This window comes from Blautia sp. MSJ-19, from assembly GCF_018918125.1.
Taxonomy (GTDB): Bacteria; Bacillota; Clostridia; order Lachnospirales; family Lachnospiraceae; genus Blautia_A.
Genome location: NZ_JAHLQA010000011.1, coordinates 1 through 13,235, shown reverse-complemented (window position 1 = coordinate 13,235; position 13,235 = coordinate 1). Strand labels below are relative to the sequence as shown.

Annotated in this window: 9 protein-coding genes, 7 tRNA genes and 1 rRNA gene; 5 read left to right on the top strand and 12 right to left on the bottom strand. The window is 44.0% G+C overall.

The features are described 5' to 3' along the window. Positions 1-135: 135 nt before the first annotated feature. Positions 136-2,571, bottom strand: coding sequence for a GH36-type glycosyl hydrolase domain-containing protein (locus KQI91_RS06010; RefSeq protein WP_216391950.1), 2,436 nt, complete (start codon positions 2,569-2,571; stop codon positions 136-138). A gap of 423 nt (positions 2,572-2,994) precedes the next feature. Between KQI91_RS06010 and KQI91_RS06005 the strand changes: the two genes are divergently transcribed. The 5 genes from KQI91_RS06005 to KQI91_RS05985 all read left to right on the top strand — a co-directional run bounded on the left by KQI91_RS06005 (position 2,995) and on the right by KQI91_RS05985 (position 8,497). Next, on the top strand, positions 2,995-4,008 hold the full coding sequence (locus KQI91_RS06005) for a LacI family DNA-binding transcriptional regulator (protein ID WP_216391952.1): 1,014 nt from the start codon (positions 2,995-2,997) through the stop codon (positions 4,006-4,008). A gap of 57 nt (positions 4,009-4,065) precedes the next feature. Further along, positions 4,066-5,394 carry an ABC transporter substrate-binding protein gene (locus KQI91_RS06000; protein ID WP_216391949.1) on the top strand — a complete coding sequence of 443 codons (1,329 nt, stop codon included), beginning with the start codon at positions 4,066-4,068 and terminating at the stop codon, positions 5,392-5,394. Between the two features lie 139 nt (positions 5,395-5,533). Further along, a complete protein-coding gene (locus tag KQI91_RS05995) occupies positions 5,534-6,448 on the top strand; it encodes a carbohydrate ABC transporter permease (protein ID WP_216391948.1) in 915 nt (304 codons plus the stop codon). A gap of 5 nt (positions 6,449-6,453) precedes the next feature. After that, positions 6,454-7,317, top strand: a complete 864-nt coding sequence (locus tag KQI91_RS05990) for a carbohydrate ABC transporter permease (RefSeq protein WP_216391947.1) — start codon at positions 6,454-6,456, stop codon at positions 7,315-7,317. Positions 7,318-7,471: 154 nt separating this feature from the next. Beyond that, on the top strand, positions 7,472-8,497 hold the full coding sequence (locus tag KQI91_RS05985; RefSeq protein ID WP_216391946.1) for a hypothetical protein: 1,026 nt from the start codon (positions 7,472-7,474) through the stop codon (positions 8,495-8,497). A 143-nt stretch (positions 8,498-8,640) separates the two neighbouring features. Here the strand turns inward: KQI91_RS05985 and dhaS are convergent, their stop codons facing one another. The 11 genes from dhaS to KQI91_RS05930 form a co-directional block, all read right to left on the bottom strand. Then, on the bottom strand, positions 8,641-9,201 hold the full coding sequence (gene dhaS, locus KQI91_RS05980) for a dihydroxyacetone kinase transcriptional activator DhaS (protein WP_253288382.1): 561 nt from the start codon (positions 9,199-9,201) through the stop codon (positions 8,641-8,643). A 48-nt stretch (positions 9,202-9,249) separates the two neighbouring features. Then, the gene (locus tag KQI91_RS05975) at positions 9,250-10,899 is read right to left on the bottom strand and encodes an acyl-CoA dehydratase activase (RefSeq protein ID WP_216391945.1); all 1,650 of its coding nucleotides are present in this window, start codon (positions 10,897-10,899) and stop codon (positions 9,250-9,252) included. Beyond that, positions 10,892-12,163, bottom strand: coding sequence for a 2-hydroxyacyl-CoA dehydratase subunit D (locus tag KQI91_RS05970; protein ID WP_216391944.1), 1,272 nt, complete (start codon positions 12,161-12,163; stop codon positions 10,892-10,894). The genes KQI91_RS05975 and KQI91_RS05970 overlap by 8 nt, the downstream gene beginning before the upstream one ends. A 181-nt stretch (positions 12,164-12,344) precedes the next feature. Then, positions 12,345-12,430 (bottom strand) — tRNA-Leu (locus KQI91_RS05965). 17 nt (positions 12,431-12,447) lie between these two features. Further along, positions 12,448-12,520: transfer RNA gene (locus tag KQI91_RS05960), tRNA-Val, on the bottom strand. A 5-nt stretch (positions 12,521-12,525) separates the two neighbouring features. Continuing rightward, positions 12,526-12,599, bottom strand: a tRNA-Asp gene (locus KQI91_RS05955). 15 nt (positions 12,600-12,614) lie between these two features. Then, positions 12,615-12,688: transfer RNA gene (locus KQI91_RS05950), tRNA-Ile, on the bottom strand. A gap of 4 nt (positions 12,689-12,692) precedes the next feature. Next, a tRNA-Thr gene (locus tag KQI91_RS05945) sits at positions 12,693-12,765 on the bottom strand. A gap of 78 nt (positions 12,766-12,843) precedes the next feature. Continuing rightward, positions 12,844-12,915, bottom strand: a tRNA-Glu gene (locus KQI91_RS05940). A gap of 12 nt (positions 12,916-12,927) precedes the next feature. Then, positions 12,928-13,000: transfer RNA gene (locus KQI91_RS05935), tRNA-Asn, on the bottom strand. A 70-nt stretch (positions 13,001-13,070) separates the two neighbouring features. Continuing rightward, positions 13,071-13,235 (bottom strand): 23S ribosomal RNA (locus KQI91_RS05930); the annotation flags it as partial.

Here is a 13,235-nt window from a genome sequence, read left to right as displayed (position 1 = left end):
AAACTGTTCGTTAAAATAAAACTATCCCGCACAAGCTGCAAGCATAAAAGCCTTGTACTTGCCGGGATAATTTTATTTGGAGCTGATGTTGTTAAAAATCATTATTAACCGACAGCCCCTTTTTGTATACATATATTATCCCATCTGTACAACTACATGATATTCTTTCTTACCATCAACCAATGGAATCTGATTTCCGCTGATCTTCTCTCCATCCACTTCCATCCAGCTGACACCCTTCTGCACACCCTCCGGTTTGTGGATCTCAATGTAATATTTCGCATCTCTGAACTGACGCTCCACCTTGAAATCGCCGAATTTTCCCGGGAGACACGGATCCACAACAAGTCCGTCATATTCCGGCTGGATACCCAGAAGTGCCTGAGACAGGTTTACAAACGTCCATGCGGCCGTTCCGGTCAGCCAGCTGTTCTTCGCCTCCCCAAACCGTGGTGCATCCGCTCCGGCAACCATCTGAGAATATACATATGGTTCGGTCCTGTGAATATCACTGATCTCTTCAATATAGGACGGGCAGATCTTACGGTAGATTTCAAATGCCCGGTCACCTCTTCCAATTACTGTTTCTGCAATGGAGATCCACGGGTTATTATGACAGAAAATACCTGCATTTTCTTTGTATCCCGGCGGATAGGAAGTAATCTCCCCAAGTTCCAGATGATATCTGGTATATGCCGGCTGCAGGATCATGATTCCGTATTTTGTTTCAAGATGTTCATGAACAGAATCCAGGGCTTTCTCTGCCAGGCCTTCTTCTTTACCAATTCCTGCCATTACGCAAAATCCCTGCGGTTCGATAAAAATCTGACCTTCTTCACATTCTCTGGATCCGACCTTGTTTGAATAAGAATCATATGCACGAAGAAACCATTCTCCATCCCATCCTGCATCCAGAATTGCCTGATACATGGCATCGACTGATTTTTCTGCTTCTTTTGCCAGCTCTTCACGTCCGGTACGTTTACAAAGCTCTTCAAATTCTTTTCCATATTTTACAAACATACCGGCGATAAATACAGATTCTGCAACCGGTCCCTCGGACGGACCGGTTGTCTGGAATGATTCTCCCGGCTCACTGGAAAAACAGTTCAGATTCAGACAATCATTCCAGTCTGCTCTTCCAATCAGAGGAAGTTTGTGTGGACCGAGATGTGTCACGGTGAAATGGAAGGATCTTTCCAGATGTTCAAACAGTGGTACCTCAGACCCCTTCTTGCAGTCAAACGGTACCTCTTCATCAAGGATGCCATAATCTCCTGTTTCTTTGATATAGGCTGCTACTGCTGCAATCAGCCACAACGGATCATCATTAAATCCACTTCCAACATCAAGATTCCCCTGTTTAGTCAGCGGCTGATACTGATGATAGGCACTTCCATCCGGAAACTGTGTGGATGCAATGTCAATGATTCTCTCTCTTGCACGTTCCGGAATCAGATGTACAAAGCCAAGCAGATCCTGACAGGAATCACGGAATCCCATACCACGTCCCGTTCCGGATTCATAATAAGATGCCGACCTTGACATATTAAATGTAACCATGCACTGATACTGATTCCAGATATTTGCCATACGGTCAACATGCTCGTTCGGACTGGATACAGCAAAACGGGCCAGCAGATTCTCCCAGTAAGCATTCAGCTGTGCAAAAGCTGTCATTGCTTTTTCCATGGTGCTAAATCTTTCGATCAGGATCTCTGCCGGTTTTTTATTAATGATTCCCGGTGCCTCCCACTTATCATCCGCCGGATTCTCACAATATCCCAGAACAAATACAAATTCCTTTTCTTCACCCGGCGCCAGTGTCAGATCAATCTGCTGAGCTGCAATCGGATACCACCCGCTTGCAATGGAGTTGCTGCATTTTTTCTTACGAACAGCTTCCGGGAATGCATTTCCATTTTCCGCTCCCAGAAAAGCATCTCTGCTCGTATCAAAATTATGAACCGGTGTATTGACTGTAAAGAAACTGTAATGTCTTCGTCTTTCTCTGTATTCAGTCTTATGATAGATCGTACTTCCGTGAACTTCCACTTCACCGATGCTTAAGTTTCTCTGGAAATTTGTCCCATCATCCACAGCGTTCCAGAGGCAGAACTCCACGTATGAAAACAGCGAAATATTTTTTTCGGAATCCGAAGTATTTTTCAATTTCAGGCAATTGATCTCACAGGCTGCATCGACCGGCACAAATGCCAGGAGCTCTGCTTCCAGTCCGTTTTTTGAAGAGCAAAACCGGCTGTATCCAAGTCCATGTCGACATTCATATGTATCTGTTTCAGTCATGGATGGCATAGTTCCCGGATTCCAGATCACACCATCATCGTTAATATAATAATATTTTCCATTGGAATCTATCGGAAGGTTGTTATAACGATATCTTGTGATTCGCATCAGTTTTGCATCTTTATAGAAACTGTATCCTCCACAGGTATTGGAAATCAATGAGAAAAAATCGTTACTTCCCAGATAATTGATCCAGGGCAGCGGAGTATGTGGTGTTGTAATAACATATTCTCTGGCTTTATCATCGAAATATCCGTATTTCATAGAGAGACCTCCTAAAAAAATACTCATAAATTAAACCTAAAACAATAAGGGTATGCGATCACGAATTAAAGACTGAAAACAGATTTGCGAAAACGAATAAGTTTAGAATTTTTATATCTATAATGTAAATTAGATTTGAATAAGCTTAGTATAATTCAGTTTTTTCCAAAAATCAACTGTATTTTTACACGTTAAAATATTGCACAATTACAGTTTTAGTTTTCGCGAAATACTTACGAAAATTTTCGCAAAAACATAATGTCTTTTTTGTGAAATTGATAAATTATTATAAATTCTTTTTTGTGCAACAGGGATAAATTGTATAAATATAACAATTTTCTCTTGAAAGTTTTCCGAAAATAAAGTACGATGAGATTGCGAAAACGATTTAGAAACAAAAAACAGAAAAGGCTGGACATGTATATGGTATCCATGAAAGACATTGCAAAACAATGCAGCGTATCCGTTGCAAGTGTCAGCAAAGCTCTGAATGGTTATCCGGATATCAGCGAAGAAACCCGGCAGCTTATTTTAAAAACTGCATCAGAAATGGGATATCTTCCAAATTCTTCAGCCAGAGCGCTAAAAACCAAACGGAGTTACAATCTTGGCGTTCTCTTTGTAGATGAAGCCATGAGCGGTCTCACACATGATTACTTCAATCATGTACTCGAAAGTTTCAAGCGCACTGCTGAATCCCGAGGATACGACATCACCTTCACCAGCGGGAATCTCTCCGGACAGCGTCTCAGTTATTATGAACACTGCCGCTACAGAGGGGTCGACGGAGTTGTGATCGCCTGCATTAACTTCTTTACTGAAGAAGTACAGAAGCTTGTACAATCCGAAATCCCGGTGGTCACGATCGATCATGTATTTGACGGAAGAATTGCTGTTGTTTCCAACAACATTCAGGGGATGGAAGATCTCGTCTCCTACGTTCTGAAACGGGGACACCGAAAGATCGCCTATATTCACGGAGAAGATTCCTCCGTTACACGAAGCCGACTCGGAAGTTTTTACAGAACTCTCCAGAAAAAACGGATTGATGTACCTGATGAATATATGCCGGTTATCCCTTATCGCGATGCAGAAGCCGCAGCGGTGGCAACTTCAGAACTTCTCGATCTGAAAGATCCGCCTACCTGCATTCTTTATCCGGATGATTTTTCTGCACTGGGCGGTATCAACGAGATCCACGAACGTGGCCTCCGGATACCGGATGATATTTCCATTGCAGGATATGACGGACTTACTTTTGCACGCATCCTGGAGCCCCGGCTGACAACTCTGTGTCAGGACACAGAAACGATCGGACGGCTTGCCGCACAGAAACTGATTGATCTGATCGAAAACCCCAAGGCTACGATCATAGACAAATTCACCGTTGACGGGACACTCTTCCCCGGTGCATCAGTCAGAAATCTGGCAAAGTAGAAAATTAAATATGGGAAAATATAAAGCAAAAATTATTAATCACAGGGAGGTAATAACATGAAGAGAAAGATGATGGTTATCACATTAACAGCAGCTATGCTTGCAGGCATAACCGCAGCACCTGTATGGGCTGACGATGCAGCCGCTGATGAAGGCAAAGTATTAAACATCTATTGCTGGAATGAAGAATTCAAGTCCCGTCTGACCGAGCACTATCCGGGATACGAAGAAGTTGACGGAACCCATGGCAAGATCGGCGATGTAGATGTTGTATGGAACATCACACCATCTGATGACAATGCATATCAGAATAACCTGGACGAAGCTCTTCTGAAACAGGCCGATGCATCTGATGACGACAAGATCGACCTCTTCCTTGTAGAAGCCGACTACGCACTGAAATATGTAAACACAGACTATACCATGTCTGTAGCAGATCTGGGAATCACAGAAGATGAAGTTGCAGATCAGTATCAGTACACCAAAGATGTTATGACAGATTCTGACGGAAATCTCAAAGGTCTTTCCTGGCAGGGCTGCCCTGGAACCATGATCTACAGAAGAGATATCGCCAAAGAAGTATTCGGAACTGATGATCCGGCTGAAGTTCAGAAAAAAGTTGCTGACTGGGATACTTTCAAAGCAACAGCTGCCGAACTCAAAGACAAAGGTTATCAGATGACCTCTACTGTAAACGATTCCTACCGTGTATTCTCCAACAACGTATCCACTCCGTGGGTTGTTGATGGCAAGATCACAGTTGATGATAATATTAAAAACTGGGTTGATATGTCCAAAGAAATGGTTGATGCAGGTGAGACAGCCACCTATGAACTGTGGAGTGATGACTGGAGCAAAGGTTTCTTCAAAGACAGTAATGTATTCGCATACTTCGGACCTGCATGGTTCATCGACTTCTCTATGAGTGCAGATCAGGATGGTTCCGTTGGTAAAGACGGCGGCTGGGCTGCAACAGAAGGACCACAGGGCTTCTACTGGGGCGGAACATGGATCGCAGCAGCTACCGGTACAGACAACCCGACACTGGTTGGCGATATCATGAGAACCATGACAACAGACGTTGATACAATGAAAGAAATCGTTACACAGGATAACGACTTCGTAAACAATAAACCGGCTATGGAAGAAATGGCAGCTGATGAGAGTTACGGCGATGCAGTTCTTGGCGGCCAGAACCCACTTGCCATGTTCTGTGCAGGTGCTGACAAGATCGACCTCAGCAATATGAGTATTTATGATCAGGGCTGCACCGAAGAATTCCAGAATGCTATGAAGAACTATTTCGAAGGCAACGCATCTTATGATGAAGCACTCGACCTGTTCTACAAAGCAGTTGTAGAAAAATATCCGGAACTTACTTACTGATCAGAACAGACAGATTCTGTTGTATAAGTGTTGATTAAAGCGATGTGCCTGCCTGACCATCAGGCAGGCACACTTTGTCAGCATACCAGTAAACATTACCGCACATTACTTACGGTGCCAAAACTTATGGAGGAAGAGAATGGCAAAGAATAATAACCATAAGGCGGTCAGCTATAACAAATGGGGCTATATCTTTCTGATACCGTTTGTAGTAGTATACCTCATATTCCAGCTCGTTCCGCTTATCAGTACCATTTATAACAGCTTCTTTGAAAATTACAGATCAGGATTGACGCAGATCGGGCCAAACTTTGTGGGATTTGCCAATTATGCAAAGCTCTTCCAGAGCGGTGAGATCTGGATCTACTTCAAAAACACGATGATCATGTGGGTTATGGGATTTGTTCCTCAGATTCTGGTATCCCTGCTCCTCGGTGCCTGGTTCTCCAACCCAAGTCTCCGACTCAAAGGACAGAGATTTTTCAAAACCGTGATCTATCTTCCCAATCTGATCATGGCCTCCGCTTTTGCAATGCTGTTCTTTACTTTATTTGCAGACGGCGGTCCGATCAATGCCATGCTGGTACATTTCGGAATCCTGAAAGAGGCGTACTCCTTCTTCAGTCACAAATGGAGTGCCCGAACTCTTGTAGCGATCCTGAACTTCCTGATGTGGTTTGGAAACACCACCATCCTTCTGATGGCAGGTATGATGGGTATCGATCCATCTCTTTATGAAGCTGCCGAAGTAGACGGTGCAACCTCTTCACAGATCTTCCGCAAGATCACTCTTCCGCTCCTTCGCCCGATCCTGATCTACGTTATGATCACATCGCTGATCGGTGGTATGCAAATGTTTGATGTACCGCAGATCCTGACAAACGGAACCGGTGACCCGATGCGTTCAACCATGACTCTCATCATGTATCTGAACAAGCATCTCTTCAGTAAGAACTACGGAATGGGCGGTGCACTGTCTGTATTCCTGTTCCTTATCACGGGGCTTTTGAGCCTGATCGTATTCCAGTTTAACAAAGTCAAAGACAGGAGGTGAGAAGGATGAATGAAAAAGACCAAAATACCAAAAAAGGGATGAGCATGAAGAGTCAGCGTATCCTTGCTTATGTAGTGCTGGTTATTCTCTCTTTCTTCTGCCTTTTCTGGTTCTATGTACTTTTTATCAACGCAACCAGATCAAACGGTGCTCTGAAAAAAGGATTCACAGCAATTCCGGGGGGGCACCTTATTGAAAACTGGAAAAATCTTCTCGCCGGAACCCTTCCGGTATGGAACGGCATGTTTAACAGCATTTTTATCGCCACCTGTTCTGCTGTTTTATGTACGTATTTTTCCACAATGACTGCTTACGCGATCCATGCATACAATTTTAAAGGTAAAAAGTTTATGTTTACCTTTATCCTTGCAGTCATGATGATTCCTACACAGGTAACCGCACTTGGTTTCCTGCAGCTGCTTGGCAAAATACATCTGGACGATTCTTTTATTCCTCTGATTGTTCCCAGCATCGCAGCTCCAGTCACTTTCTTCTATATGAAACAATATATGGAAAGCAACCTCCCTCTGGAGCTTGTCGAAGCAGCCCGTATTGACGGTTCCGGTGAATTCCGGACTTTCAACACGATCGTATTTCCACTGATGAAGCCAGCCATTGCGGTACAGGCTATCTTCACTTTTGTGCAGAGCTGGAACAACTACTTTATCCCGGCACTGGTACTTCATTCTGACAAGAAGAAAACCCTTCCGGTACTGATCGCGCAGCTTCGTAGCGCTGACTTCCTGAAGTTTGATATGGGGCAGGTTTATGTAATGATCGCATTCTCCATCTTCCCTGTTATCATCGTTTACATTCTTCTTTCCAGATTCATCGTGGAAGGTGTTTCTGCCGGTGCAGTTAAAGGCTGATTTTTTGGACACGTAAACCAGAATGTCTATTGCACCCAAAAACACTTTGTGATTAAATGAGAAGTAGATAAAATACAGACGGTTAATGTATTTTTTTCCGTCTGTATTATTTTGTATATTCTATCATAATTCTTATATATTGAAGGGATGACAAATGACAGCAAAAACTTCTCGCATTATCATAAAAACATTCGTCAAAACTGCATTAAAGGATGCAGACGAATCACCGGAGCGGTGTACCAGAAATCTTGTTGATATGGCGCTTCATTTTTCCAAAGGACGTTTTCAGCAGGAGTTCTTTGAAATGGCCCGTGCCATGCTGAATAACGAAAACAGTCCTTATTATCCTCTGATCGAAGACACGCTCCGGCATATGAATAAGGACAAACTGATCGAATTCGGAATGAATCTTGGCTACAATGGATGCACCATGGGAGCACATATCGTCCGCAAACTCAAGCGAACGGAAAACATCAATGTTCCGTGGCTTTTCTTCCTGAATATCGATTCATCCTGTGAAGATCTGCTTTCCCGCTATCAGCCAATCTTTGATCAGGGAAAAGAACTTGGAATCTATGTTTATTTTCTTTATGCAGACAAAGAACCGGAAAAACTCCTTCCTCTTATAGCGAATAATCCGGATTGTGCCATGATTCTGCTGTGCGATTCTGCCTCTGTTACCGAAGATTTTGCTGACGCTGCCGAATCTCTGGACAATATGCTGATCGGCATAGCATATGACGATAGCACTGACAGTGCCTGCCTCGTACTTCGTGATCATCGTCTTCTGTACTCTGTCTATTGGATATATACAGATGAAGAAAGTGAAGAGATCCTGTCCGGTTCCTATGCCCGCTTCGCAGAAGAAATGCACTGCCCGTTTGTCGCAGTCCTTGCCGATTCGAACTGCAGCACGCCTGTTCGAGAAAATGTATACAAAGCTGTTGTCGGTGCCCGCGTTGCACAGAAATATCGCACAATTCCTCTGGATCTGATCTACGATATAGAAAGAGTTGGCAATATTATTTCCCCACCTTCAAGTGTGATCGGATTCAGACCAGACGGAACACTTTATAACACAGCTCACAATGGCGAGCCTATGTCTCACAATGTCTTTAAGGAATCTCTCAGAGATATCCTGAAAGAATCCTTCTCCATGGATACTGACGAGATACAGTAAGTCAACATTGATAAATTAGAAGCCTGCTCCCCGGAATACACGTTTAAACCGGTCAGCTTCTTCAGAAAAAGAAAAGCAGTCTCATAGAAGTACAGGCAAAAACTTCCTTACACTTCTTATGAAACTGCTTTTTATTATTTTATTCAATGAGCAATCTGCTCCTCATTTTCCAGCCGCTCCTGTGTGATCGCAACCACCCGGATACAGGATTTCATCAGCTCCACAAATTCTTTGGGTGGCAGCGGATTTTTCTGTGACATCCAACGTCCGAGCGCACAGATTACCGCATCACAGAAAAAGTTTACATAAAATTCCGCATCTGTTTTCTCTCCCAGAATCTCCCGGATATCTTCTGCCATCAGCGGGCTTACAATATCTCTGAAATGGTTGATAAAAGAATTCTGATCTTCTACCTTCATTACCTTTCTGTAAAAGTCTTTATTTTCATAAAAATAATCGCAAAGATGAAGCACACTGTCCCATCCGATCAGATTTTCTCCAATCTGTACATGGCTTAGATATTCTACATCATAGATCCAGTTTACCAGATCAAATTTGTCCTTGAAATGATAATAAAAACTTTTTCGGTTCATATTACATTTGGCACAGATATCTGAAACAGTAATCTTTGCAAAAGGTGTCGTTTCCATCAGTTCTTTCAGTGCTGATGCAAGTGCACTTTTTGTAATATTGGAATCAGCCAACTTCTTTCCTCCCCTTTTATCAGTATGTCAACATCCCGTTCAATCACGTTACATATCTGCCGCAAACAATGCCGCACCCAGTGCTCCACAAAGCTGCGATTTCTCGCTGATCACAAGCCTGGTTCCAAGCCTCTCCTCCAGGGTTTTTACAAGCCCTTTATTCTGCGCTACACCACCAGTCATCATATAAGCTTCCTCTCCACCTACTCGTTTGACCAGCGATGCCGTCTTGGCAGCAACCGCCTTATTCAGCCCATGTACAATATCATCTGTACGCTTATTCTGCGCAATCAGAGAAACTACTTCTGACTCTGCAAATACTGTGCACATACTGGAAATCGTAATATCCTCCTGATAGGAAAGTCCTACCTGGCTCAGATCATCCAGGCTCATTTCCATCGTTTTCGCCATCATTTCCAAAAATCGCCCTGTGCCTGCTGCGCATTTATCATTCATTACAAAGTTCTTTACAGAACCATCTTCGTTCAGACGGATCACTTTACTGTCCTGTCCACCGATATCCACAACTGTCCGTACATTGGAATCCAGAAAATGAGCGCCTCTGGCATGACAGGTAATCTCTGTGATACTCTTATCTCCATCTGAAATCGCGGTTCTTCCATATCCGGTAGTAACTACTGCATCCAGATCTTCTCTGTTCAGTTCTGCCCGCTTCAGTGCTTCCTCAAGAGCTCTTTCTGCACCATTGGCAGCTCCCGCCCCCGTTGGCATAATCACACTGGAAATAATCTTTCTGTCTCTGTCCAGGATCACCACATCTGTACTTGTTGATCCACTGTCGATTCCAGCATAATATCCTTTTCCCATGACTTTCTCCTTTTTTGTATCCTCCTGAATCCCCAGACTTTCTGCAAATGCCTCCAGTCTGGTGCTCAGCTGCCCGCTGCTCTGCAGTGTAAAATCTGATTCGATCTTTAATAACGGCACATCTGTATGCCCTTTGATCTCTGCATATTCAAAGCTGTAAAAATCACAGAACTTCACGGTATGATAAATGATTCCCTTAAGGCTCGGATCCTGATACAGTGTTTTTCGTCCTGCATGATCCAGCATTCGCATACATGGAATCTGGTGAAGCAGTTCTCCTGCATACCATTCCATCAGGACATCAAAATTCATGTCTTCTGTCGGCAGATTCTCCCCAACAGAACGATTATATACACAGGTCTCATTCACTACAGGAAGCGGCATAGCCTCTTGCGTCATCTGAAATAACTCCTGTCCCATACGGGCACCCAGAACCGCCAGATGTGGTTCCTGTGTTCTCTCTTTGGGCTGAAAAGCTTCCAGAAATGCTTTTTTATCAAAGGTCGTTCCTTTGTATTCACCATATGCTTTCACAAGATCCTTAAGCTGTGCGGCAGTACGTTCTTTGCTGCATTCTATATCGCAATGAAGCATATCAAGCATATACAGAAAATCCATCTGTCCGCTGTCTTCCAGTATATCATAAACACTGCGAATTGTATCGCAGCAATTTACAAGCACCAGTTCTTTGATATTTCCTGCAAGAACCTCTTCCAGAACAGATTTTCCAAATCCACAGATATTCGGATGCGCTACCTGTTCTGCCCGGTCGAAGCCTTCCGGCATCTCATTTAGGATCTCGCATTCGCCACCAAGTGCTTTCAGAAGTTCCACCGGTGTATATTTACATACATAATATGTCTTACTCATGATCAAAATCCCCCAGCATTTCCAGAAAAGCTCCCAATCTGGTTGATGTCTGACCTTCTCCTCCATGGCTCCGGTCACATCCGTCACCATCCAGGATCAGCATGGGGATACCCGCCTCCTCAAAACGTTTTTTGGCAATTCTGGAACCACCTAAAGTATGTTTGCAGCCCCAGTGATTAAACCAGACAGCTCCATCAGCACCTGCCTGTTTGGCGTGGCGGATTCCAGCTTCGATTCTTCTGGAAATCGGACCATTGAGCGCATGGTATACCAGACGCATCGCCATCTCTTCATAAGGATCGTCAGACTGCACTGACAGATCCGCTACCTGAGACAGTTCGCATCCTACAATCTGTGCACTGTCATTCAGAAGAAGTGCCTCTTTTACTGCCTCTGACCAGAATGGGATCGTATGCATCCAGTAGATGTGTTTTCCTTTTTTAGGAGGCGCAGTCTTTATATCTTTAAGCAATTTCTCTGTATATTCTTTTTCTTCTTCTGTTCCAAGAAGAATATTATTAGTCATACCACTGTACAGAGGTGATACAAGATCAGAAGGAATATAACGGTCTGCCCTTGCACTCTGAAATGCATCAAACTCCTCCAGTGTTTCACGTCCTCTTGCAATCCTCTGATGCAGTGCATCCTCGCTGATCGTTCTGCCCGTCGTCTGCTCCAGGAATCCCTTCAATGCTCGCAGCTGTGTTGCTACATAAGCTACATTTTCCGGAGTCTGCCTCGACGGTACATCAATGGAAAATACCGGCACCTGATAAAAATCTGCCAACCTGTGAAATGTCAGCAGATTCGCATCACAGGCAAGATTCGTATATACAATACATTTTGGTTTCGGCAGAAGTCCTCTCTCTGCCGCTCCAATAAAGGTCTTGTGATAACTGCAGAGTGTTTCTGAAAGGCCGGAATCTTCAGCACTCTGAAGAAATGCACGTTCTGCCTGGGATGCAGTCAGATAACAGGAAAAGCTTTCGACATTATATGGATATAAGCCCGCTTCCTGTATCAGCTCACACGGAGTGAATACACTGACCAGGACAGAGCTTTCCGGATGTTTCAGGGGTTTAAGCATCACGTTCATCATCATTTTAGCCAGATACTGATCCGAAGGATTCATACGCTTCGACGGAAGTATCCCAAACTTCAGATTCTGTGCTTCCCATCCTGTTCTCAGAAGCCAGCGCGCTCTCTCCGGATGATCTTCACACCAATTTTCCACATAGTTGCCAAATGTCTTTATTACGTCCAATTTTGGTCTGACCGCCTTTCGATGTCTTTCCACACAGTATATAGCAAAATAATTCATAATACAAGCGGAAAAGTTATAAGATTGTTAACAAATTATCATTTTGAGAAATCGAAGAGAATTCTTCAGAAAACAAAAAGCCCCAAACCTTTAATCTTATAAAAGTTTGAGACTTCTTAAGTCGTGCCGCAGACCGGAATCGAACCGGTACGGGTATCACTACCCACGGGATTTTAAGTCCCGGGCGTCTGCCAGTTCCGCCACTGCGGCATATTAAATTGAAAAAATGGGGCCTATAGGGCTCGAACCTATGACCCTCTGCTTGTAAGGCAGATGCTCTCCCAGCTGAGCTAAGACCCCATAAACGACCCAGATGAGACTCGAACTCACGACCTCCGCCGTGACAGGGCGGCGCTCTAACCAACTGAGCCACTGGGCCAAAAAAATAAGTAAATGGACCTTCGGGGACTCGAACCCAGGACCGACCGGTTATGAGCCGGTTGCTCTAACCAACTGAGCTAAAGGTCCAAAAAGCCGATGATCGGACTCGAACCGATAACCTGCTGATTACAAATCAGCTGCTCTGCCAATTGAGCCACATCGGCATATAACTAACTAAGATGTATTATACACCAAATGTCGTAATCAAGCCATACCAAAAATCACATTTTTTATTTTTTGAATGACTCCAAGGGGATTTGAACCCCTGTTACCGCCGTGAAAGGGCGGTGTCTTAACCGCTTGACCATGGAGCCAGGTATAAAAAACTCCCCCTGTTGGACTCGAACCAACGACACTGCGGTTAACAGCCGCATGCTCTACCGACTGAGCTAAGGAGGATTATTAGAAGATATCGTATCTTCAAAACCGCATACATGTTGACTAAGCAATTATATCATAACCAAGCTTCTTGGTCAAGCCCTCACCCTATTAGTAGCAGTCAGCTCCATGTGTTGCCACACTTCCACCCCTGCCCTATCGACCTCGTCGTCTTCAAGGGGGTTTACTCCTTTCGGATGGGATATCTCATCTTGAGGGGGGCTTCACGCTTAGATGCCTTCAGCGTTTATCCCTT